Genomic DNA, 20,378 nt, shown 5'->3' with positions numbered 1-20,378 from the left:
AACCCAGCCATATCCGGACCCCTTTTGCGCACTCAGTCTCCGAAACGCTCGGCCGGCATCGCCATCAGCGCCGCCGCGCCGCTTGCGATCGCCGCTGCGTGCGCGCTCGTGCGTGGCAGCAGGCGCGCGAAAAAGAAGCGTGCCGTCTCGCGCTTGCCCGCCTTGAATGCAGCCGATTGCGAGGAGGCTTCGGCCGCCGCGACGCTGCGTGCCCACCAATACGCGAGCGCGACATACCCCGAATAGAAGAGGTAGTCGTAGGCCGCGGCGCCGACTTCATCGGCATCGCCCACCGCCCGCTGTCCGACCTGCATCGTGAGCGCCTGCCATTCGGCAGCCTTCGCACGCAGCGGCTCGACGAACTCGGCAAGCGAGGCATCGTCCGCGTGTTCCTTGCAGAACGCTTCGATCATGCCAAGGAACACCTGCAATCCGGCGGCCTGCTGCTGCATCACCTTGCGGCCCATCAGGTCGAGCGCCTGGATGCCGGTGGTGCCTTCGTACAAGGTCGTGATGCGTGCATCGCGCGCGAGTTGTTCCATGCCGTGCTCGGCGATGTAACCGTGCCCGCCGAAACATTGCAGTGCGTGGTAGGTGCATTCCACGCCCCACTCGGTGAGGCAGGCCTTGACGATGGGCGTGAGGAAACCGAGCAGCGCGTCGGCCTGTTTGCGTTCGCCTTCGTCGCTCGCATGGGTCGTGAAATCGACCAGGGACGCGGCGTGGTAGCCGAGCACGCGGCCGCCTTCGATGAGCGCCTTGCACGTGAGCAGCATGCGGCGCACGTCGGGGTGCACGATGATCGGGTCGGCCGGTTTGTCTGGGAACTTCGCGCCGGTGAGCGAACGCATCTGCAAGCGTTCGCGCGCGTAGTGCAATGCGTTCTGGTAAGCGCGATCCGAAATCCCGAGGCCCTGCAGGCCGACGGCCAGGCGCGCGGTGTTCATCATCGTAAACATCGCCAGCAGGCCTTTGTGCGGCGCGCCGATCAGGTAACCCTGCGCGCCGTCGAAGTTGATGACGCACGTCGCCGACCCATGGATGCCCATCTTGTGTTCGAGCGCACCGCAACGCACCGCGTTGCGTTCGCCCATCGCACCGTCGCGGCCCACGCGCATCTTCGGCACGATGAACAGCGAGATGCCCTTGGACCCCGCAGGCGCGTCGGGAAGCCGCGCGAGCACCAGGTGCACGATGTTCTCGGTGAAATCGTGTTCGCCGGCGGTGATGAAGATCTTCGTGCCGGTGATGTCATGGCTGCCGTCGTCGCGCGGTTGCGCGCGCGTCTTCAGCAGGCCGAGGTCGGTGCCGCAGTGCGCCTCTGTCAGGCACATCGTGCCGGTCCAGCGTCCTTCGATGATCGGTTTGAGGAAGGCCTCCTGCTGCCACGCTTCGCCGTGATGCAACAGCGCTTCGGTCGCACCGTGCGAGAGCAGCGGGAAGTTGCCCCACGCCAGGTTCGCCGCGTCGATCATTTCCTTCAGCGGCAAGCCCGCCAGGTGCGGCATGCCCTGTCCGCCGAATTCCACCGGCGAGACCAGCCCGCTCCAGCCGCCGTCGACGAATTTTTCGTATGCCTCGCGGAAGCCCGGCGGCGTACGCACCTCGCCCGTCGCCTTGTCGTAGGTGCAACCGATGCGATCGCCGATCTCGTTGAGCGGGGCGAGCACCGTTTCGGTGAAACGTGCGCCTTCCTGGAGGATCGCGTCGACGACATCACGCGTGGCTTCGTCGAAGCCGAGTTTCGCGAACAGGGGTTCGGCCCCGAGGACGTCGTGAATGACGAAACGCATGTCCTCGAGCGGCGCGCGGTAACTGCTTCCCATCGACCCGGCCCTCAGCGCAGCACGCCGGGCAGGCCGGGCACGGGGTTGAGTTGGTTCTTGCGTTCGAGCTTGAACGTGCGCGCCTTGCCTTCGGCCGAGGCGTTGACGGTGCCATCGAGCGAATACGAGATCGCATGGCCCGAGGCCAGCGCGTCGGCCATCGCGATCCGGGCAGGCGAGGTCGGGGTGAGCCTGATCGTGGCGATGTCGGCCGATTCGGGCCCGATGGGCAGGGCAGGCGACGCACTGAGCGTGCCGGCGGCTTCATCGCCGATCTTGATCGCGAGCGAGACGGTGTCGAAGGTCATCGGGACGCTGCTGTAGTTGTCGATGCGCACGTCCACCGACCAGCTGCCATCTGCCTGCACGGTCAATTGCTGGATGCCCACCGCCGGCTCGGACACGCGCTTGACCATGCCGTTGCCGCCGCACGCCGACAACAGGGCGGTCAAAGCGACCGCGCACACCACCATCAACCCCTTCGACCGCATGACTGCCTCGTGTGCATTTGGAGTGCGGGCGAGCATACACGGAGCGGCTGGAACCGTTCCCGGGCCCGCGCCAGGGGTGATTGCGCCGTCCTTTTCTCGGGCAAACGCGATTCGTGCGTCTTTTCCCGACGAACGGCCGCTTTCGGTAGCCGGTCCGTCGTGTACGGCGCGTTAAATCACACACAGGGCCAGGCTCTGCCATTCGTCTTCACAGGAGGACCGGCGACGCAGGGAGCGTTTCCGGTGGAGAACACGTCGATGAAGCTGTCCGTGTACGAACAGGGTGGAACGGTCGCGTTCCTTCCTGCCTGTTGTCTTCCGCCGCGGGAGATGTATCGGAAGATGCCCGAGTCGCGTCTATGCGGCACGGTCGAGGTGCCGGATTCGGGGCCCGGCGATTGGTGCCACATCCTGGAAGGCGTGGACCACGCGCTGTTTGTCTTCATGCCCATCGAAAAGGCCATCCTCCTGTTGACCAACGGGCGCTTTCCGCGCTGAGTGCGGGCTCCCAAAAGGGCAATACCCGGCCCGGGGGCAGTTCGCCAAACTTCGCGTGTCCCCACGAGGAGTGTTCCCATGGACCGTCGCACCCCGCTTCGTCCCACGCTTGTCGTTGCCTGCCTGGCCGCCGTGCTCGCCCTGCCGGCCTTCGCCCAGCAACCGCAGACCACCGACGCCCCCCGCTCGATGGAGCAGACCATCGAGAAGACCGCCACCGTGACCGCCATCGACAAGGCCAAGCGCGAGGTGACGCTCAAGACCGAAGAGGGCGAATCGCAGACCATCGTGGTCGACCCGGAAGTGAAGCGCTTCGACGAAGTCGCCGTCGGCGATACGGTGCGCGCGAAATACACCATCGGCATCACCAGCGAATTGCGTGCGGCGACCGAGGAAGAAAAGAAGGATCCGCTCGTCGCCGTCGAAGGTGCCGGAAAGGCGCCGGGCGACGAGGCGCCTGCTGCAGGCGTGGGGCGCATGGTCCGCGTCGTCGCGACCATCGAAGCGATCGACAAGACCAACCAGACCGTCACGCTCAAGGGGCCGCAGGGCAACTTCACGACGGTGAAGGTGCAGGACCCCGCATTGCTGGCCAAGCCGCACGTCGGCGACACCGTCGTGATCACCGCCACCGAATCGGTCGTGCTCTCGCTGGAAAAAACCGACAAGAAGTAGAGCGATGCATCCGTGGTTGCCAGCGCTGTTCGGCGGCGTGCTCATCGGGCTCGCCGCCACGTGGTTGTTGTGGGCGAACGGGCGAATCGCCGGCGTCAGCGGCATCGTCGACAACCTCGTGAAGCGTTCCACGCTCGCCGAATGGGGCTGGCGTGCCGCCTTCGTCTTCGGCCTGATGCTCGCCGGCGGAATCGCGATGCACGCGAACGGGCAACACGCGTTGTCGCCGTATCGTTGGCCGATGTTGATCGTGGCGGGCTTGTTCGTGGGTTACGGCACCACGCTCGGCGGCGGATGCACCAGCGGCCACGGCGTGTGCGGCCTGGGGCGCGTGTCGAAACGGTCCTTCGTCTCCGTCGTCGTGTTCGTCGCCACCGCGATGGCGACGGTGTTCGTCGTGCGCCATGTCATCGGCGTGGCGAGATGATGCGCATCCTTTCAGCGTTCCTCGCAGGCGCGGTGTTCGGCATCGGGCTGGTCGTCGGGGGCATGAGCGATCCGAACGTCGTGCTCGGTTTCCTCGACGTCGCAGGGGACTTCAATCCCGCGCTGCTGTTCGTGATGCTCGGCGCGACGGGCACGACGTTGCTGCTGTTCCGCTTCGTGTTGCGCCGCGATCGTCCGCTGCTCGATGCCGATTTCCATCTCCCGACCAATCGCCTCGTCGACGGCAAGCTCGTGGCCGGCGCGATGCTGTTCGGGATCGGCTGGGGCCTCTCGGGCTATTGCCCCGGGCCGGTGCTGGTCGGCGCCGGCGGAGGCATGTGGACGGCGTGGGTGTTCCTTCCGGCGATGCTCGTCGGCGGGCTGTTGCAACGCAGGATCGCCGCGGCGCGGGCGCGCTGATCAGGCACGCAGCGTTTCCAGGTCCGCGAGTTGCCGTTCGACGTCCGCCAGCGGCCCGTCCATCGCGAGCTTCGCGAACCAGGCCGGCCTGCGCCACATGACGAACGCAGCCGCCGCTGCGAGCACCACGCCAACGCCAAGATTGCCCAACACGAACCACGGATTGACGCGCCACGCGTCGAAGTGGATCCCGCGCAGCGCCATCATCATGATCGGCACCCACATCACCGCGCCCGCGATCCACAGCACGCGTTCGCAGCGAATGCGCGTGCGGCGCAAGCACAGCAACCGGTGCTGCACCTCGGCGACGGGCAGCGCGTAATCGACACGCGCCAGGCGCACCAGCAACACGATCGCCGTCGCCAGCAAGGCGATGCCGTAAGCATGCACGGCGAGCCCGTAGGCGACCAGGTGCGGCGTGCCGAGGTGATCGAACCAATAGCCGCCGCCCCACACCGCGAACAGCAATCCGATCGCGATCTGCGCCCACTGACCGAACGAAGCACGCGCGAGTTTGCCCTTGGTGCGCAATTGCGTGAGTTCGACCGCCTGCCGCGCGACGCGCGCATCCAGGGTCTTCCACGCCGATTGAAGTTCGTGCAGTTCCATGTCCGTCTCCGTCATGCGTCGGCGACTTCGCGCCGCAGGTGGGTCTTGATCCGGTTCAGTCGCGTAGCGACATTGCCTTCGGTGGTGCCGAGCACCTCCGCGCTTTCGCGGTGGCTGCACCCTTCCAGGTGGAGCAGCAGCAATGCGCGGTCGACGTCGCCCAGGCGCGCCATCGCGCGCTGCACCAGGTCGAGTTGCTGGCGTGTTTCCACATCGACGTCGAGGGCGCCAACGCCTTGCGCGTCATCCGCCTCGAGGGTGTCATGTCGACGATGCCGCTCGCGGCGTTGCCAGGAAATCGCGACGCGATACATCCATGTCGGGAAAGCACGCGCGGGATCGTAGGCGGGCCACGCTTGCCACAATTGCATCGCGATGTCCTGCGCGAGGTCCGCGCGATCTTCCGGCGAGCGCGCATACGTGGCGGCGACCTTCAGCACGATCCCGCGATGGGCGGCGAGCAGTGTCTGGAAATCCGGGGAGAGGGCGAGGGTGGCGGTCACGTCGGCGTGTGGGAAGGGCTTGCCGGGGTGATACGCACGAGGGCGCGGAACATCACGGTGGCGCCGCCACGGCCGCGCGTCAGCCGGCCAGGGGTTCGCGCGCCTGGAACACGTTGCCTTCCGGGTCGCGGCCGTCGCAGGCGCGGAACCCGCGGGATTCGGACTCCCACTCGCGCTCGGCCGGCCAGACTTCGCCGCCCAGTGCTTCGGCCTCGCGCCGCACGTTGGCGAGGCTGTCCACGGGGAAGCACAGCTTCACGTACGTGTCCTCGCGCGTGGCGCCCGTGGCCGCCGGCGCGCCGCGCAATCCATGGACCGTGAGTTGGAACCCGTCGCGCTCGAGGACCGCGTACGTCGCGTCGCCTTCCACGTGGCGCATGCGGAAGACAGCGCGATAGAACGCCGCGACCCGCGCGACATCGGCGACGAACACGACGGCTGCAGGCGAGGGCATGCGCATGGCCGAAGACTACACTGCCCCGGGCCGCCTTCAACCGAAGGCGAACCCCGTGCATCCAACCGCGACAGCCTCGAGCCAGTCCGTCATGACGACACGCCGCACACTCGCCCTCCTGGCCGTCCTGCTTTGCCTCTCCGCGCAGGCCGCCGAACGCACGACGATCGCCGTCCAACTCGATCCGGCCGCAACCACTGCGACCGACGGCCGACTCATCGTCTTCGCCGTCCCCGAGGCCGATGCGCAGAAGGACAAGGACGGCAAGGTGACGAACGTCGACGTGGACGGCTTCGCACCGGACAAGGTCACCATCGCCGCGCAGGAAGTGACGCACCTGGCCCCGCGCGCGTCCATCGTCGCCGACCTCGACACGCTCGCCTTCCCCGCGTCGTTCTCGAAGCGCGCACCCGGCCGCTACTACGTGCAGGCGGTGCTCGACGTCGACCACGACTACAACTACAGCGGGCGCGAAGCCGGTGACTGGGCGAGCGCCGTCGTACCGGCGACGCTCGGCGCGGGCGCGACGCTTCCGAGGCTGACCTTGTCGAAAGTCGTCGACACGCGCGACCCCTGGGACCTCTCGCATCCTTTCATCGCCGCGGCCACCCGCGCCGCAGGCCCGGAAGCGCGCACGCATGCGACGCACATCGATTTCGAAAGCGCCGTCGTCTCGCGCTTCTACGGCCACCCGATGAAGATTCCGGGATGGGTGCTCACGCCGCCGGGTTACGAAGCGGGGAAGGCCCACTATCCCACCGTCTACATGACGCTGGGTTGGAACGGCAACGTCGACAGGTCGCAGGCGACGCTCGCCGGCCTGTACGCGGAAATGCGCGATGGCCGCTCGCCGAAGATGATCTGGGTGCTACTCGGGATGGACATCGCGACCGGCGCGCACGAGTTCACCGATTCGGTGAACAACGGTCCGTGGGGCGAAGCCCTGGTGCGCGAGTTGATCCCGGACCTGGAGCGTCGCTTCCGCATGGACGCACGCACGAACGGGCGCTTCACGTTCGGCCATTCCTCCGGCGGATGGGCGGCGCTGTCGATGCAGATCCTGTATCCGGCGACGTTCGGCGGCGCGTTCGCGACCTCGCCAGATCCCGCGGACTTCCGCGACTTCATGGGCCCCGACCTGTACGCACCCGGCGTCAACATGTATCGCAGGCCTGACGGCAGCGCGTGGCCGGCGATGCGCGACGACAGCGGCCAGGACAAGGCATCCGCCGAAGACCTGGCGAAAACCGAGCGCGTGTTCGGCGATGTTGGCGGGCAGCTGGCCTCTTTCGAAGCGGTCTTCTCACCCCGCGGCGGTGACGGGCGCCCGATGCCGTTGTTCGATCGCGACACCGGCGCGGTCGATCCGGTCGTCGCGAAGTATTGGTGCGCGCATTACGACCTCGCGCAACGCCTGCGCACGCAATGGCCGCTATTGCGGCGCGACCTCGACGGCAAGCTGCACGTCTGGGTCGGCACCGCGGATACATTCTTCCTCGACGGGCCCGCGCACCGGTTGCAGCAGACACTCGATGGGCTCGGGGCGAAGTCGGAGTTTCATTTCCTCGAAGGCCGCACCCACGGCGACGTGTACACCATCGGCGAGGACCGCAACGGGCTGCGCCCACTGATCGCGCGTGCGATGTACAAGCTTGCGCGGCCCTGAGGGCCTCACTGCGCAAGGAGCGCAGCCGTCCACCGCAGTACGTCGTCCGCGCACTCGCGATGCGGCACGTGTCCGCACGGATGCAGGATCATGCGGCCATCGCGCACGCCTTGCGCGATGCGCCTGGGGAACGCGACTGAACCGAACTCGTCGCGTTCCCCATGGATCGCGAGGACGGGGCAGCGGATGCGCGGCAACGCGTGGTCGATCGACCAGCCGGCGAACTCCGGCGACAACCAGACTTCCGTCCACGCCTCGAGCACCCAGCGCGCCTTGTCGCCGTGCCATTTCGCCAGGCGCGCGAACTGCGCCGGATCTTCGAACGCGGTTCGTGCTGCGCGAATGCCGTCCAGGGTCCGCGATTCCACGAACGCCTGCGCCGATTCTGTGATCACGGCTTCGCAGCGGGTGTCGAGTGCGGCGATCGCGAGCGCCATTGCACCCCCGACGCTGTGGCCGAACAAGACGAATCGCGCCAGCCCCAGCGCGTCGGCAAGCGCGGGGAAATACACCGTCGCTTCTTCCTCGATGAAATCGCGCGAAGGCCGCGCAGCGCGCGCATCGGATCGGCCGAAACCCAGGCGGTCGTACGCGATCACATCGCGATGCGTCGCGCGTGCGAGCGCTTGCGGGAATTCGCGCCACTGTTCGACCGAGCCGAGCGAATCGTGCAGCAGCACGATCGGTGCGCGTTCGCCGCCGCCCGCCCATCGCCGCACGAAGATGCGGCCGCCGGGGATGGCGATTGCGTTGTCCTGGTGAATTCCGGTCACGGCCCGCCGAGTCTAGACGACCGCGTCAGGGCCCATCGGCGACCAACCACGCAACCGCGTCGGGCCGCTCGCGGAACTTGCGCATGCGATAGCCGAAGCCCGCCGCCACCGGTTCGGACGCGACCATGTGCGGCTCGGGCTGGTTGAGGAACGCGATGCGCGCGCCGCGCGGAAACGACAACGCGGTCAGTTTGTCGAGGAAGGCGACGGCCATCGACGGTGGCTCATCCGCCGGCCATGCCGAGGTGTAGTTGACGAGCACGCGCTTGAAGCCATTGCGGCGGTAGCGATCTTCCAGGTCTTCGAGCGCGGCCATGCGCGCAGCGTGGTCGACCTCGCCGGCGTAGCGCAGTTCGATGATGTCCGTGCCCGGAATCACCTTGATCGTGCTGGGCATCGATCGCTCTCCACGTGCCGTCCCCTGGTCGCCGGTGGTGGTCCGGCGCAGCCGTGAGGGCGGACTGTAGCAGGGACGCGCCGGCCCGGAAGGTGCCGGGAGTCGCAACCCATCAGGCCGTCGACTCAAGTCGTTGAATACAGCGTCAGGACGAACAACGACAGGCGATAGCCAAGCACGATGAGCAGCACGCAGAGCGTGAGTGCTGCAGTGCGCACGATCCTGCCCGGTCCGTTGGCGCCGTACACCCGGCCGATCGCGAAGTACACGAAAACGGCGCAAGCCGTGAGATGCAGCGCCGTCAGCACGTGGTCGACGCGCGTGGATGCCAGGCCCGCACCGCCGAGCATGCGGTCGGCGATGCCCAGCAGGAGTGCCAGCGAAAACACGGTCAGCAGGAACGCCCAGGTATGCAGCGCGAAAGCCGCATGCAACAGGAACGGCCGATCCCTGCGGTGGAACAGCCCCCATGCCAGGAACGCGAATGCCGCCGCCATCACGATGATCAGCGACTTGGCATTCGCTTCGGCGACGCCATCGAACTTCGGCGCGTATTGCGCGAGCGTCATCGAGGTGTGCGACAGGCGCGCGTGCACCTGTTGCGTCGCCCACTCGCGCCAATCCTGCACGCCCATGTGCGATGCCAGCGAGGCACCGAAGACGTTGATCGGCGAGAAGGTCTGCACCGCGAAGAACACGACGTTCGCGAGGAGGAAAATCTGCAGCGGGCCGATATAGGGCTTGCGACAGCCGGTGATGTACGCAACCGTCAACGCGCCGGGCCGGCGCAACAAGGTCCAGGCGGTGCGCACCACCCGCTTGTCGACATTCGTCAATGCATGCGCGATGCGTTTGATCAATCCGCGCAGCGTGAGGTCGGAGGCATCGAGCCGGCGTTCCCCGCACTGCGGGCAGAAGGGCGTACTCGCCGTCGTGCCGCAAGTCGGGCAGGACCAGGTCGCGGGCGGCGTCGCGTGCATGTCGCGATCCGGCGGATCAGGTCCGGCGCGTGAGGCGCTCGATGAGGCCCATCTTCCGCACGCCACCGGCGGGTTCATAAGCCGGGATGCTGGCCTTGCCGGTCATCGAGTGGCTCGGCGGCACCATCGGGCGTTTTTCGATGGCCACCACGCTGTCGTAGAAATGCATGGAATGTGCGGTCTTCGTGAACGCGTCGATCTCGAATTTCTTCGGTTCCATGGAATGCCAGGCGTTCAACTGGTCGATCAGCGCCTTGGTGTATTCGACGAACGAGCCGGGCTTGCGCCAGCCGCCATTCCAGTCGGGCCAGTACGAGGTGTGCATGTCTTCGCAAAGATAGACGCCGTTGGCGTCCACGTGCGGGAACAGTTCCTCGAAGGTCGCGATCTGCTGGCCCATGGTGTGGCCGCCGTCGTCGATGAGGATGTCGATTTTCAGGATGCGTCGCGCCAGTTCGCGCAGGAAGCCGCGATCTTCCTGGTCGCCGATGAAGATATCGACGCCGTCCTCCTCGAACTGCTTGCAGTGCGGATTGATGTCGACGCCGTAGATCTTCGCGCCGGGGCCGAAGTAGTCGCGCCACATCCGCATCGAACCGCCCTGCGAGACGCCGAACTCCACCACATGCGGCGCCTGTCCGCGGAACCGCGCGAAGTGGCGGTCGTAGATCTCGAAGTAATGGCGCCACTTGTGGATCAGGCGGTCTTCGTTGGCTTCGAAGAAGCGTTCGAGGTCGTTCATTCGGCGCCTTGCGGGAAGATTTCCGCGGATGATACCTCCGGCGGCATGGCCGCCGCCGCCAACTCTACGCCTCGTCGGCGAGCTTGAACCGGTTGTAGGCCAGGTTGAGCCGCTCGCCCAGCATCACGCCGATCCGGGCGCAACTGGCTTCCATGTCCGCGAGGACTTCGCGGTCGGGTTGCGCAAGCGCGTCGCTCGAGCGCAGCAGGTACAGGCCGGTGACGACGGGTTGCAACAAGTCGCGGATTTCGCGTTCGGTCGCGGTGACGAGTTCTTCGCGCGATGCGTTGTCGTTCTGCGCATCCTGCAGGCGGGACATGCTGGCGCTCAGGTCGTCGGCGATGTCGAGTTGATGTCCGACCAGCCGGGCGAACAAGGTGATCGTCTTGAGTTTCACCGGATCGGCGTCGACGTCGCTGCGCGCGCTGTCGATCGCGCAGAGCGTGCCGAAGAAGTCGCCGTTGCGGCGGAAGATCGGCACGGAGACGTAGCTTTCCAGTCCGTACTGCAGTGGCGTGTGGTGCGTGCTGAAGATCGGGTGCGCGCTGGCGTGGCCAAAGATGACCGGCTGGTGGTGCTGCCGGATCTCGTTGCAGAGGGTGGTTTCCAGGACGAGATCGCTGCCCGGCTTCAGGCCGAATCCCAGGTGGTCGCGCACCGCGCACGCGGTCCAATGGGTGTCCGACACGCGGGCCACCGCGGCGAATCGCAGCCCGGTCAGCTCGATGACCGCATCGAGGATCGTCGGCACGGAAACGCAGCGGGAGATTTTCGCGACGTCGCTTTCGATCGCGAGTCGGTTCCGGGGGAGGGTCACGAGCCGAGTCTACAGTCGGGGTGAAACGGGTCATCACCCGCCTGAACGGCCGGATTCATCTTGTTGAACCGGCCGCGGTTAAGCGCGCCTTCGCCGCGTCGGCGTACCCTGTCGCTTCATGGAAACCCCGATCCCCGATGCGGCACCCACGTCTTGCGAGGGTGCCGTCGAGACTTCGTGCGCACCCGCCCACTGCAGTCGCTGTGATGCGGTGTGCTGCCGACTGACCGTCGTGGTCATGCCCGAGGACCGCATCCCGTCGCACCTGCTCGACACGCGCAATGGCCTGACGGTCATGGCGCACGATGAAGAAGGCTGGTGCGTGGCGCTGGATTCGGCGCGCATGTGCTGTTCCATCTACGAGTCGCGGCCCGAGGTGTGCCGGCGCTTCGTGATGGATGGGCCGTATTGCCGCAGCGTGCGCGAGGAGTATTCGCAGCGACGCGCGCTGGGGATCGAGCTCGTCGCGTACTGACCTCCCGCGCGTACCGTAGTTTTACTTAGGCGCGAATACGTGGAAGCTCCGACGCGCCGTCGCCGGCCGGTGGGCATGATGGCGACTCGCCGTGCATCGGATCGAGGCCATATGAATCGCATCGCCTGGATGTCGTCTCTTGTCGCATTGACGTTCGTGCCTGCCGCGTGTAATCGCGCGCCGACCGAAGCGACGCCTGCCACCGCATCGACCACGGCCTCGACCGCGGCGCCCGCCGCAGCGAAAGCCGCCGCCTACACCGACCAGGACATCAGCGACGCGTGGATCTACCTGCTCGGCCGGATGCTCGTGCTGCGCCAGCAGAAGGCCGATCTCGCCGAAGGCTTCAAATGGAACACGATGGTCCACCGCAAGCCCGGCGCGGTCGATTGGCCGAATCCGAACCTCGACGTGGCGTATTCCGAAGCGTGGGTCGCCGTCGACGAGAAGAGCTGCACGCTCGTCAGCGTGCCGAAAGTGACCGGCCGCTATTACACCGTGCAGTTCCTCAACGGTTGGGGCGAAACGGTCGCGAACATCAATGAGCGCACGCAGGCCGCGCGACCCGCCGGCGAATTCGCCGTGTGCCTGAAGGGCGCGAACCCCACGCTGCCGCCGGGTACGACACGCATCGACGTGCCGGTGAAGTTCATGCGCGTACTCGCACGCGTCGAACTCGGCGACAAGTGGGACGAGGCCGTCGCGTTGCAGCACAAATTCGCGATGCGCTCGACCGACACCCCCGCGCCCCCGACGCTGCCCGCGTTCCCGGATTTCGACGCGCAGCATCTGCCCGGCGTGGAAGCTTTCGAAGCCGCACCAGGCATTCTCGACAGCGAACAGGACATCAACCCGGGCATGGAAGGCGTCGCCGCGAAGGCGCGTGCGATCGCCGAAGGCGTGCGCGATCCGGCCGAACGTGCGCGCGTCGACAAAGTGATTCGCGAAAAGGGGCAGGCCGATCTCGGCAAGGCTGGCGCCCTCATCGGCCACGGCACGACCAAGGGCGGATGGGTGCGCCCGGCGGTCGCAGGCACCTACAACAACGATTGGCTGGGCCGCACGCTCGTCAACATGGGCGGGATCTGGGCGAACCGGATGGACGAGGTCGTCTACTACAAGGCGAGCCTGGATGGCGCCGGTGTGCAACTCAACGGGGACCACGTCTATACGCTGACGTTCCCGAAGGATGACCTTCCGCCGAAGTACGCGAATTACTTCTGGTCGGTGATCGCGGTGGATCCGGTCTTCGCACGCGTGTTGCCGAACCCGAAGAACCGCTTCCTGCTCAACCGCGAAACGAATCCGAAGAGCAACGCCGATGGTTCGCTGACCCTGTACTTCGCCGCGGAAAAACCTGCCGCCGCGCCCGACGGAAACTGGCTGCCCACGCCGAAAGGAAAGGACTATCGCCTGACCTTCCGCTTCTACGGGCCGAAGGGCGGCGTTGCGGATGGCACCTACTTCCCGCCACCGCTGATGAAGCAGTCCTGATGCGCGCGCTGCAAACAGGCGTGGCGACCGCACTCGCCGCCGCGTTGGCGGCGTGCGCGGGAAGCGCGGTCGTCAGCAGCCCCCCTGCCGTCGCCGTTCAAAACGTGCCGGAATTGAAGCCGGGCGTCCCCGCCGGATATCTGGGCCGCGCCTTGCCCGACAGCCTGGCGTTGGTTCCACCGCCACCGGCCGCCGATTCGCCCGCGTTCGCGCAGGACGAAGCAATCCACGCGGCGGCGCAAGCCTTGCGCAACGGACCGCGCGGCACCTTGGCGACCTCCGATGCCGATCTGCATTTCCCGCATGCGCCGACCGCGTTCGACTGCGCACTCGGCACATCGATCACGCAGGCAGGAACGCCGCGCCTGTACATGCTCCTGCAACGCACGCTGGTCGACGCCGGCATGGCGACGTACCGCGCGAAGGACCACTACAAGCACGAACGCCCGTTCGTGCACTACAACGAATCGACCTGCGCACCGGCCGACGAACCCGGCTTGCGCAAGGATGGGTCGTATCCATCCGGGCACACGGCGATCGGATGGACCTGGGGCCTGATCCTCGTGGAGATCGCTCCCGAGCACACCGATGCCTTGCTGGCGCGCGCGCGTGCGTTCGGCGAAAGCCGCCTGGTGTGCAATGCGCATTGGCAGAGCGACATCCTCGCCGGGCGGACGGTCGCGGCGGGAACGGTCGCGCGCCTGCATGCCGATCCGACGTTCGTCGCCGWTGTTGCGGCGGCGCGTGCGGAAGTGCAGGGCGCCGCGCCCGCGGATCAGGCGAAGTGCGAAGGCGAATCGGCGCTCGTGGCGCCGATCGCAGGAACGCTCTGAGGCCCGAAGCGCGCCGATGCGCGCTTCGCGGCCGACTTCGATCATTCCGTGAAGCCGATGGCGCTCCAGGTTTGGCTGGCGACGGAATTGACCACTTGCGGCGTTGCCGAATTCGCCGAACGCCAGATCGTGTTCCCGCCCGTGGTCGTGTTGCGCCACAGGATGTCGGCGCGGCCATCCTTGTTGTAATCGCCCGCGCCGGCGACGATCCACGACGTCGCAACGCTCTTGACCGCCTGTGTGGTGGCGGAATTGCCCGAACGCCAGATCACGTTTGCGCCATTGGCGAAATTGCGCCACAGGATGTCGGCCTTGCCGTCTCCGTCGAAGTCGCCCGAACCGACGACATGCCACGCCTGGCTGGCGACGGCGCCCACGGCTTGCGGCGTGGCGGCATTGCCCGAACGCCAGATCGTGTTGCCGCCCGTCGTCGTGTTGCGCCAGAGGATGTCGGCGTTTCCGTCGCCGTTGTAGTCGCCCGAGCCCACGACGCTCCAGGCGGTTGCGACGGCCTTGAGGGCCACCGCGGTCGCCGCGTTCGCCGAACGCCAGATCACATTCGCGCCCGTCGTGGTGTTGCGCCACAGGATGTCGGCGCGGCCATCGCCGTTGTAATCGCCCGACCCGGCGACACGCCAGGCTGCGCTCATCAACGCCGTCACGCCCTGCGGCGTGGCAGCGCTGCCCGAACGCCAGATCACGTTCGCGCCGCTGCTGTTGCGCCACAGGATGTCGGAGCGGTCGTCGCCGTTGTAATCGCCCACGCCCACCGCCTGCCAGGCGATGGCGACGGTATTGGTCGCCTGCGGCGTGGCCGCGTTCGCCGAGCGCCAGATCACGTTGCCGCCCGAAACACTGTTGCGCCACAGGATGTCCGAACCGCCATCGCCGTTGAAATCGCTGCGATGCGCCACCGGGGTCACCGGCGCGGTGACGGTGATCCGGCCGGACATGCCGATGCCACCCGCGGCCCCGTGCTCCTGGCAGAAATAATTGATGGTGCCGGCGTTGTTGAAAGTCACCGTCGCCGACCAGGCGGCATTGCTGATCGTCCCGTTGCCGCCCGCGCCGTCGCAGCCGTTCGCGCATCGGAACATCGTCACCGACCCGGGATCGGACGTGACGTTGTGGAAGCCGCCGCCGTTGCGGAAGGTCACCGTGTCGCCGGCCGCGATGGTCAGCGTACTGGGCGTAAAGGTCATGTTGCCGTTTGCGGTCACCAGGTGGTCCGTCGCGAGCACCGGCGCGGCGAAGGACAAGCCCAGGATGGCCGCCGGGCACGTGATGCTCAGCAGTAATGCATCGGCAACTGCGTTCGACTTCGCGCGCATGGCAGGCTCCGTTGGCGGCCGGGACCGGCCGGACGCCGGCCGATCTGTGGTCCTCGGTATTGCCGGGTAGAACGAGGTTGGTTCAATCGGCAGGCCGCGCGGGCCGCTCGATCCGGATGCGAAACGCGGCCGCGAACGGCTGCCCGGGCCGGGCGAAGGGCACGGATTCACCCGTCACCAGCGCGTCTGTCGGCGCCGTCATCGGCTCGATGCAGATGTAATCGTGTTCCACCGGCGCATAGACCTGCAGGTAAGGGAACCCCGAGAGGAAATCGAAGTGCAGGGCATGGGCTCCCATCGACAGGGAAAAGGTGTTGGGACCGTCGGGCAGGTCGAAGCCATCATCGAAGAACAAGGACGACAGCGGTGCATGCATTTCGAACGGGTCGTCGCCACCGGCCGGCAGCAGCAGCCGATCCAGGCGGCGTTTGCGCATCGGCGGCGTGTCCAGCACCCAGGCATTGCGCGGGCCCTGCGGCAAGCCGACGCACGGGTGGAAGCCGAATGCGATGGGGACCACCGTCTCCCCGATCGCATCCACGCGCACGCCGATCTCCAGGCGGTCGGCCGCGAGCGTGATGCGCATCGTCAGGCGGTGGGGGAAGGGGAAGACGGCGAGTAGCGCCGCGTCGGTCCAGTCCAGCGTGCCTTCGATCGACCTTGCATCGACGGCCGCTATCGCGAAGGGCAGGCGCGACCAATGCACGCCATGGATGATCGTGCCGTTCCAGTCGCGCATGATCAGCGGCGAGCTCGCATCGATGCGCGCGACGTGGCCCTCGTGCACGATCCGCGCCGCCGACAGCCGGTTCGCCCACGGATGCAGCAAGGGAATGCCGATGCTGCGCCGGCTTTCGACCGCTTCTTCGACATCGTCGACCAGGCGCAACCATTCGATGCCGCCCCCTCGCAACGAAGTCACCAACATGCCCTGTTCGGGCAACACGTCGGCGACGAGATCGCCTGCACGCAGGGTGACCGTCATGGCGGCGGCACCAGCACGCGGCCGTTGAAGCCGCGCGATTCGTAGCGCGGCAGGACATCGCGGGCGACCGCGTCCGCCCGGCCCGCGCGACACAACGCAACGCAAGCACCGCCGAAACCGGCGCCCGTCAAACGCGCCCCATGCACGTCGGGGTGCGCCTGGAGCAGCGCGACTAGCGTATCGAGCGCCGGCACCGACACTTCGTAATCGTCGCGCAGGCTGGCGTGGGAGTCGTTCATCAGTGCTCCGAACACCGCGGCGTCCCGCGTTTGGATCGCCTGCAACACGCGCGCGTTTTCGGTCACCACGTGGCGGACGCGGCGATCCAGCGGCGCGGGCAACTGCGCGGCCAGGCGCAGGTCCTCGACATCGCGCAGCGCGAAGACACCCAGCAACGCGGCCGCCTGTTCGCATTCGGCGCGCCGCGTGTTGTAGCCGCTGCCGGCCAGCGTGCGCGCCGTGCCCGAGTCGAGGACGAGCAACTCGGTGTCGGCCGGTACGGGAAGGACGCGCGTTTCCAGCGTCCGCGTATCCAGGAAGAGCATCTTCTCGACGCTCGCCAGGCTCGCCGCCATCTGGTCCATGATCCCGCACCGCACGCCGGCATACGCCATCTCGATGCGCTGGCCCAGCACCGCGAGGCTCGCGTCGTCCGACGCGAAGCCGAGCAGGGCGCGCAGCGCGCGCAGCATCGCGATCTCCAGCGCCGCGCTCGAGGACAGGCCCACGCCGATCGGGACATCGGATGCGATGTCGATCTGCAAGCCGGGCACCGCGACGCCGAGTTGCGCCACTTCGCGCACGCAGCCGTACACGTAAGCGGCGAATGCGCGGGTCGGTGCGTGGTCCAGCGTGAAGGTGTCGGTTTCGCCGAGTGCGGCCGCGGTCACGGTGAATCCCGCGCCGCCCGTACGATGCAACGTGACCGTCGTCTGCTGCGGGATCGCAGTCGGCAATACGAAGCCATCGTTGTAATCGGTGTGTTCGCCCAGCAGGTTCACCCGGCCATGGGCGCTTGCGACCGCGTCGGGCGCGCGCATCATTGCAGCTCCACCGGGACGCCCTGCAGCTCGACGGCCTTGGCTTCGGGCAGCGCATCCATTGCGAACCAGCCCGCCGCGAGCTCGGTACCGGCGAGATACTTCAGGCGATCGCGCGTGCGATAGGGTGGGTACAACTCGGCGTGGAGGTGCGATTCGGGGTGCGGCTTGCCGTCGGTGGGCGCCTGGTACCACGCCATCAGGTAAGGAAAAGGACGCGACCACAGCCCGTCGTATTGCAGCAGGACGGTCTTGAGCGCGCGCGCGAGATCCGCGCGTTGCGCGTCATCCAGGTCGGCGAACGTCGCGACCGGCGCGATCGTCGCCACCCACGTTTCGTACGGATAACGCGCGCACGCCGGCACGAAGGCGACGGCATGCGCACCGCGATACAACACGCGCGCGCCTTCGGCGAGTTCGCGCGCGATGTGGTCCGCCAGGATGCCGCGCCCGTGCGTCTGGTAATGCCGGCGCGCGACTTCCTGCATGCGCGCAGGCACGGGCGGCACGGCGGGATACGCGTAGATCTGGCCGTGCGGGTGATGCAGCGTCACGCCCACTTCGGCGCCGCGGTTCTCGAACGGAAGCACGTATTGGATGGCCGGATCGTCGCCGAGTTGCCGCGTGCGATCGCCCCACACGCGCAAGAGCAGTTCGATGTGGTCCAGCGGGAGTCGACCGAGCGAGGACAGCCGATCCTGCGTGAACACCACGACTTCGCATTTCCCCTTCGCCGGCGCGGTCGCCACGATGCAATCGGGCGCTTCGTCGGCAGCCAGGCTCAGCGACGGAAAGCGATTGTCGAAAACCGCGACATCCCAGTCGCCGGCGGGTAGTTCGGTGGGGTTGTTCGGATCGGTCGTGACCGCCAGCGGGTTGTATTCCGGCGGCGGCAGGAACGTTCGATCCTGGCGATACGCCGCGTAGGTGATCCATTCGTCGCGCAGGGGATGGTGGCGCAGGTGCGGTTGCGCGCGCAGCGGCGTGTCGAAGGGGCTCGGTGCGGCCGCCGCCGCGGCGATCGCCGTCCGCGAATACAAGGTCAGCGATCGCCCATCGGGTTTGACCATGTCCAGGCGATGCACTACACGCCCCCGGCGATATGCATGCGCGTGATGGCGGTTGCGCGTGCGATGTCCTCGATGGGGATCTTCGGCACGCGATCGGCGGTGAGCAGGCCGTTGGCTTCCTGGAAGGTGTCGGCGAACTGGGTGTAGCAATAGCCGCTGAACAGCGCGGTGTTCGACACGATGTGCAACAGCGCGTGGAATTTGTCCGCGAACTCCTGCTCGCCTTCCGCCTTCGAATAACCCCAGACATCGCCACCCTCCGCATCGGTGCGCTTGTCGAAGGCGATGCCGCCGAATTCGGTCAGCACGATGGGTTGGCCGCGATGCGGGTGGCCATCGAGCGTCAGCAGCCGCCCGCCGGGGCGGCGGCGATCGAACAACTGCTGCGGATTGACCTCGGGCCCGTAGCGCGCACGCAGGTGATCGACGTTCGCGTCGTAATCGTGGATGCCGATGATGTCCGTCGCGCTGCTTTCCCAACCGTCGTTGCCGATCACCGGGCGCGTGGGATCCAGCGTTTTGGTGAGGTGGTAGAGCGCTTCGACCGCATGTTGGTGCGCGCCGACCGACGTCAGCTCCGGCACGCCCCACGACTCGTTGTAAGGCACCCACGTCACCACGCAGGGATGGCTGTAGTCGCGCTCGATCGCGTCGCCCCATTCGCGCACCATGCGTTTGATCGCGGTGCGGGTGAAGCGGTAGGCGCTGGGCATCTCGCCCCAGACCAGCAGGCCCAGGCGATCGGCCCAGTAGAGATAGCGCGGATGCTCGAGCTTCTGGTGCTTGCGCACGCCGTTGAAGCCCATGGCCTTCGCCAGTTCGACATCGCGCCGCAAGGCGGCATCGTTGGGTGCCGCCATCAGCGTCTCCGGCCAATAGCCCTGGTCGAGCACCATCTTCAGCAGATACGGACGCCCGTTGAGCATGATGCGATCGCGCAGTACGCCGATCGAGCGCAACGCGGTATACGAGAGGAACTCGTCGAGCACCGTGTCGCCATCGAGCAAACGCACGCGCGCTTCCAGCAATTGCGGATGCTCCGGGCTCCACAGCAGCTCGTTGCGATAGTCATCGATGCCCGGGTCGGACAGGATGATGCGACGGTCGACCTCGGCGTCGATGACCAGGTAACGATCGTCCGCGAGCACGCGGTCGTTGTGGGTGACGCGCACTTCGATCGCCAGGCCGGGCTTGGGATCGCCGACGACGCGCGCCTCGAAGGTCAGCGCGAAACCCTCCACGTGCGGCGTCCAGCGCACTTTTTGCACGTAGGTGCGCGACACCGGTTCGATCCAGACGTCCTGCCAGATGCCGGTCGTGCGTGGGTACCAGATCGAATGCGGATCCAGCTGCCAGTCCTGTTTCCCGCGCGGCTTGGTCAGGTCGTGGGGATCGTCTTCCGCCTGCACGGTGAGGGTGTTCGTGCCCGAGGGGTCGAGCGCGTGCGTGACATCGACGCTGAAGGGCGTGAAGCCGCCTTCATGCGTGGCGACGTACGTGCCGTTCACCCAAACGCTCGCCTTGTAATCCACCGCGCCGAAGTGCAGCAGCAGGCGTTGCCCGCCCGGCGAGCCTTCGAACTCGCGCTGGTACCAGCACGCCCGGTGAAACCCGCGATCGCCGATGCCGCTTGCGTCGGATTCCACGGGAAAAGGCACCTGGATGCGCATCGGCCAGTCGTCGATGTCGCGCGGATTCCGGAAGCGGGCCTCGTTGTCGAAGCGGAAGCGCCACTCACCGTTCAACGACGTCCAGTGTGCTCGCCGTAGTTGCGGACGCGGATACGGATCGGCATCCGACGCCCATGCCTCAGGTTCCTGAAGACTGTTTTTCATCGAGGTTTCGGGATTTCACTGTGTGGATGAATGCCAAT

Annotated in this window: 23 protein-coding genes; 8 read left to right on the top strand and 15 right to left on the bottom strand. The window is 66.8% G+C overall.

What is annotated here, in order from left to right; translation table 11 throughout:
• Positions 1 to 32: 32 nt before the first annotated feature.
• Together ACXJJ8_RS01200 and ACXJJ8_RS01195 are read right to left on the bottom strand one after the other, a co-directional pair.
• Positions 33 to 1,826 carry an acyl-CoA dehydrogenase C-terminal domain-containing protein gene (locus ACXJJ8_RS01200; RefSeq protein ID WP_499026393.1) on the bottom strand — a complete coding sequence of 598 codons (1,794 nt, stop codon included), beginning with the start codon at positions 1,824 to 1,826 and terminating at the stop codon, positions 33 to 35.
• An 11-nt stretch (positions 1,827 to 1,837) separates the two neighbouring features.
• Positions 1,838 to 2,317, bottom strand: coding sequence for an LEA/WHy family protein (locus tag ACXJJ8_RS01195; protein WP_499026392.1), 480 nt, complete (start codon positions 2,315 to 2,317; stop codon positions 1,838 to 1,840).
• 258 nt (positions 2,318 to 2,575) lie between these two features.
• On the opposite strand from ACXJJ8_RS01195, the gene ACXJJ8_RS01190 reads away from it, so the two are divergent.
• From ACXJJ8_RS01190 to ACXJJ8_RS01175, 4 genes are all read left to right on the top strand, one after another.
• Positions 2,576 to 2,815 carry a hypothetical protein gene (locus ACXJJ8_RS01190; RefSeq protein WP_499026391.1) on the top strand — a complete coding sequence of 80 codons (240 nt, stop codon included), beginning with the start codon at positions 2,576 to 2,578 and terminating at the stop codon, positions 2,813 to 2,815.
• Between the two features lie 78 nt (positions 2,816 to 2,893).
• Positions 2,894 to 3,490, top strand: coding sequence for a hypothetical protein (locus tag ACXJJ8_RS01185; protein ID WP_499026390.1), 597 nt, complete (start codon positions 2,894 to 2,896; stop codon positions 3,488 to 3,490).
• A 4-nt stretch (positions 3,491 to 3,494) separates the two neighbouring features.
• On the top strand, positions 3,495 to 3,917 hold the full coding sequence (locus tag ACXJJ8_RS01180; protein ID WP_499026389.1) for a YeeE/YedE family protein: 423 nt from the start codon (positions 3,495 to 3,497) through the stop codon (positions 3,915 to 3,917).
• Positions 3,917 to 4,336, top strand: coding sequence for a DUF6691 family protein (locus ACXJJ8_RS01175; RefSeq protein ID WP_499026387.1), 420 nt, complete (start codon positions 3,917 to 3,919; stop codon positions 4,334 to 4,336). Before ACXJJ8_RS01180 ends, ACXJJ8_RS01175 begins: the two co-directional genes overlap by 1 nt.
• Here ACXJJ8_RS01175 and ACXJJ8_RS01170 read toward each other — a convergent pair whose 3' ends face one another.
• The 3 genes from ACXJJ8_RS01170 to ACXJJ8_RS01160 form a co-directional block, all read right to left on the bottom strand.
• Positions 4,337 to 4,945: a hypothetical protein gene (locus ACXJJ8_RS01170; protein ID WP_499026386.1), complete on the bottom strand. Its 609-nt coding sequence runs from the start codon at positions 4,943 to 4,945 to the stop codon at positions 4,337 to 4,339.
• Positions 4,946 to 4,956: 11 nt separating this feature from the next.
• The gene (locus ACXJJ8_RS01165) at positions 4,957 to 5,448 is read right to left on the bottom strand and encodes an RNA polymerase sigma factor (protein ID WP_499026384.1); all 492 of its coding nucleotides are present in this window, start codon (positions 5,446 to 5,448) and stop codon (positions 4,957 to 4,959) included.
• Positions 5,449 to 5,527: 79 nt separating this feature from the next.
• A complete protein-coding gene (locus tag ACXJJ8_RS01160) occupies positions 5,528 to 5,902 on the bottom strand; it encodes a VOC family protein (protein WP_499026382.1) in 375 nt (124 codons plus the stop codon).
• A 91-nt stretch (positions 5,903 to 5,993) separates the two neighbouring features.
• Here ACXJJ8_RS01160 and ACXJJ8_RS01155 point away from each other — a divergent pair, with 91 nt between their 5' ends.
• Positions 5,994 to 7,568, top strand: coding sequence for an alpha/beta hydrolase-fold protein (locus ACXJJ8_RS01155; protein ID WP_499026381.1), 1,575 nt, complete (start codon positions 5,994 to 5,996; stop codon positions 7,566 to 7,568).
• A gap of 5 nt (positions 7,569 to 7,573) precedes the next feature.
• Here ACXJJ8_RS01155 and ACXJJ8_RS01150 read toward each other — a convergent pair whose 3' ends face one another.
• The 5 genes from ACXJJ8_RS01150 to ACXJJ8_RS01130 all read right to left on the bottom strand — a co-directional run bounded on the left by ACXJJ8_RS01150 (position 7,574) and on the right by ACXJJ8_RS01130 (position 11,277).
• Complete coding sequence (locus ACXJJ8_RS01150; RefSeq protein ID WP_499026380.1) at positions 7,574 to 8,341, bottom strand: alpha/beta fold hydrolase; 768 nt, start codon at positions 8,339 to 8,341, stop codon at positions 7,574 to 7,576.
• Between the two features lie 25 nt (positions 8,342 to 8,366).
• Entirely contained in the window at positions 8,367 to 8,738 is a 372-nt protein-coding gene (locus tag ACXJJ8_RS01145) for a hypothetical protein (RefSeq protein ID WP_499026378.1), read from the bottom strand.
• 125 nt (positions 8,739 to 8,863) lie between these two features.
• Positions 8,864 to 9,718: a DUF3667 domain-containing protein gene (locus tag ACXJJ8_RS01140; protein WP_499026377.1), complete on the bottom strand. Its 855-nt coding sequence runs from the start codon at positions 9,716 to 9,718 to the stop codon at positions 8,864 to 8,866.
• A gap of 16 nt (positions 9,719 to 9,734) precedes the next feature.
• Positions 9,735 to 10,460 carry a class I SAM-dependent methyltransferase gene (locus ACXJJ8_RS01135; RefSeq protein WP_499026376.1) on the bottom strand — a complete coding sequence of 242 codons (726 nt, stop codon included), beginning with the start codon at positions 10,458 to 10,460 and terminating at the stop codon, positions 9,735 to 9,737.
• A gap of 64 nt (positions 10,461 to 10,524) precedes the next feature.
• Complete coding sequence (locus ACXJJ8_RS01130; RefSeq protein ID WP_499026375.1) at positions 10,525 to 11,277, bottom strand: GAF domain-containing protein; 753 nt, start codon at positions 11,275 to 11,277, stop codon at positions 10,525 to 10,527.
• Positions 11,278 to 11,395: 118 nt separating this feature from the next.
• Here ACXJJ8_RS01130 and ACXJJ8_RS01125 point away from each other — a divergent pair, with 118 nt between their 5' ends.
• The 3 genes from ACXJJ8_RS01125 to ACXJJ8_RS01115 all read left to right on the top strand — a co-directional run bounded on the left by ACXJJ8_RS01125 (position 11,396) and on the right by ACXJJ8_RS01115 (position 14,079).
• Positions 11,396 to 11,752 carry a YkgJ family cysteine cluster protein gene (locus tag ACXJJ8_RS01125; protein ID WP_499026374.1) on the top strand — a complete coding sequence of 119 codons (357 nt, stop codon included), beginning with the start codon at positions 11,396 to 11,398 and terminating at the stop codon, positions 11,750 to 11,752.
• 111 nt (positions 11,753 to 11,863) lie between these two features.
• Positions 11,864 to 13,246, top strand: coding sequence for a DUF1214 domain-containing protein (locus ACXJJ8_RS01120; RefSeq protein WP_499026373.1), 1,383 nt, complete (start codon positions 11,864 to 11,866; stop codon positions 13,244 to 13,246).
• Positions 13,246 to 14,079 (top strand): acid phosphatase, encoded by an 834-nt coding sequence (locus tag ACXJJ8_RS01115; protein WP_499026372.1) that lies wholly within the window; start codon positions 13,246 to 13,248, stop codon positions 14,077 to 14,079. Before ACXJJ8_RS01120 ends, ACXJJ8_RS01115 begins: the two co-directional genes overlap by 1 nt.
• Before the next feature lie 41 nt (positions 14,080 to 14,120).
• On the opposite strand, the gene ACXJJ8_RS01110 is transcribed toward ACXJJ8_RS01115, so the two are convergent.
• The 5 genes from ACXJJ8_RS01110 to ACXJJ8_RS01090 form a co-directional block, all read right to left on the bottom strand.
• Positions 14,121 to 15,410 (bottom strand): FG-GAP-like repeat-containing protein, encoded by a 1,290-nt coding sequence (locus tag ACXJJ8_RS01110; protein ID WP_499026370.1) that lies wholly within the window; start codon positions 15,408 to 15,410, stop codon positions 14,121 to 14,123.
• Positions 15,411 to 15,492: 82 nt separating this feature from the next.
• On the bottom strand, positions 15,493 to 16,395 hold the full coding sequence (locus tag ACXJJ8_RS01105; protein WP_499026369.1) for an aldose 1-epimerase: 903 nt from the start codon (positions 16,393 to 16,395) through the stop codon (positions 15,493 to 15,495).
• Complete coding sequence (gene galK / locus ACXJJ8_RS01100) at positions 16,392 to 17,435, bottom strand: galactokinase (protein WP_499026367.1); 1,044 nt, start codon at positions 17,433 to 17,435, stop codon at positions 16,392 to 16,394. The genes ACXJJ8_RS01105 and galK overlap by 4 nt, the downstream gene beginning before the upstream one ends.
• Complete coding sequence (gene galT, locus ACXJJ8_RS01095) at positions 17,435 to 18,520, bottom strand: galactose-1-phosphate uridylyltransferase (RefSeq protein ID WP_499026366.1); 1,086 nt, start codon at positions 18,518 to 18,520, stop codon at positions 17,435 to 17,437. The genes galK and galT overlap by 1 nt, the downstream gene beginning before the upstream one ends.
• Positions 18,520 to 20,340, bottom strand: a complete 1,821-nt coding sequence (locus tag ACXJJ8_RS01090; protein ID WP_499026364.1) for a glycoside hydrolase family 2 protein — start codon at positions 20,338 to 20,340, stop codon at positions 18,520 to 18,522. The genes galT and ACXJJ8_RS01090 overlap by 1 nt, the downstream gene beginning before the upstream one ends.
• Between the last annotated feature and the right edge of the window lie 38 nt (positions 20,341 to 20,378).

The sequence above is a fragment of the Lysobacter sp. P5_C4 genome, from assembly GCF_054049695.1.
This window is presented reverse-complemented; position numbering and strand designations above follow the sequence as displayed.

Coding starts and splice junctions, on each gene's coding strand:
- ACXJJ8_RS01200 (WP_499026393.1), bottom strand. CDS start 1,826: ATGGGAAGCAGTTACCGCGCGCCGCTCGAGGACATGCGTTTCGTCATT.
- ACXJJ8_RS01195 (WP_499026392.1), bottom strand. CDS start 2,317: ATGCGGTCGAAGGGGTTGATGGTGGTGTGCGCGGTCGCTTTGACCGCC.
- ACXJJ8_RS01190 (WP_499026391.1), top strand. CDS start 2,576: ATGAAGCTGTCCGTGTACGAACAGGGTGGAACGGTCGCGTTCCTTCCT.
- ACXJJ8_RS01185 (WP_499026390.1), top strand. CDS start 2,894: ATGGACCGTCGCACCCCGCTTCGTCCCACGCTTGTCGTTGCCTGCCTG.
- ACXJJ8_RS01180 (WP_499026389.1), top strand. CDS start 3,495: ATGCATCCGTGGTTGCCAGCGCTGTTCGGCGGCGTGCTCATCGGGCTC.
- ACXJJ8_RS01175 (WP_499026387.1), top strand. CDS start 3,917: ATGCGCATCCTTTCAGCGTTCCTCGCAGGCGCGGTGTTCGGCATCGGG.
- ACXJJ8_RS01170 (WP_499026386.1), bottom strand. CDS start 4,945: ATGGAACTGCACGAACTTCAATCGGCGTGGAAGACCCTGGATGCGCGC.
- ACXJJ8_RS01160 (WP_499026382.1), bottom strand. CDS start 5,902: ATGCCCTCGCCTGCAGCCGTCGTGTTCGTCGCCGATGTCGCGCGGGTC.
- ACXJJ8_RS01155 (WP_499026381.1), top strand. CDS start 5,994: ATGACGACACGCCGCACACTCGCCCTCCTGGCCGTCCTGCTTTGCCTC.
- ACXJJ8_RS01145 (WP_499026378.1), bottom strand. CDS start 8,738: ATGCCCAGCACGATCAAGGTGATTCCGGGCACGGACATCATCGAACTG.
- ACXJJ8_RS01140 (WP_499026377.1), bottom strand. CDS start 9,718: ATGCACGCGACGCCGCCCGCGACCTGGTCCTGCCCGACTTGCGGCACG.
- ACXJJ8_RS01135 (WP_499026376.1), bottom strand. CDS start 10,460: ATGAACGACCTCGAACGCTTCTTCGAAGCCAACGAAGACCGCCTGATC.
- ACXJJ8_RS01125 (WP_499026374.1), top strand. CDS start 11,396: ATGGAAACCCCGATCCCCGATGCGGCACCCACGTCTTGCGAGGGTGCC.
- ACXJJ8_RS01120 (WP_499026373.1), top strand. CDS start 11,864: ATGAATCGCATCGCCTGGATGTCGTCTCTTGTCGCATTGACGTTCGTG.
- ACXJJ8_RS01110 (WP_499026370.1), bottom strand. CDS start 15,410: ATGCGCGCGAAGTCGAACGCAGTTGCCGATGCATTACTGCTGAGCATC.
- ACXJJ8_RS01105 (WP_499026369.1), bottom strand. CDS start 16,395: ATGACGGTCACCCTGCGTGCAGGCGATCTCGTCGCCGACGTGTTGCCC.
- galK (WP_499026367.1), bottom strand. CDS start 17,435: ATGCGCGCGCCCGACGCGGTCGCAAGCGCCCATGGCCGGGTGAACCTG.
- ACXJJ8_RS01090 (WP_499026364.1), bottom strand. CDS start 20,340: ATGAAAAACAGTCTTCAGGAACCTGAGGCATGGGCGTCGGATGCCGAT.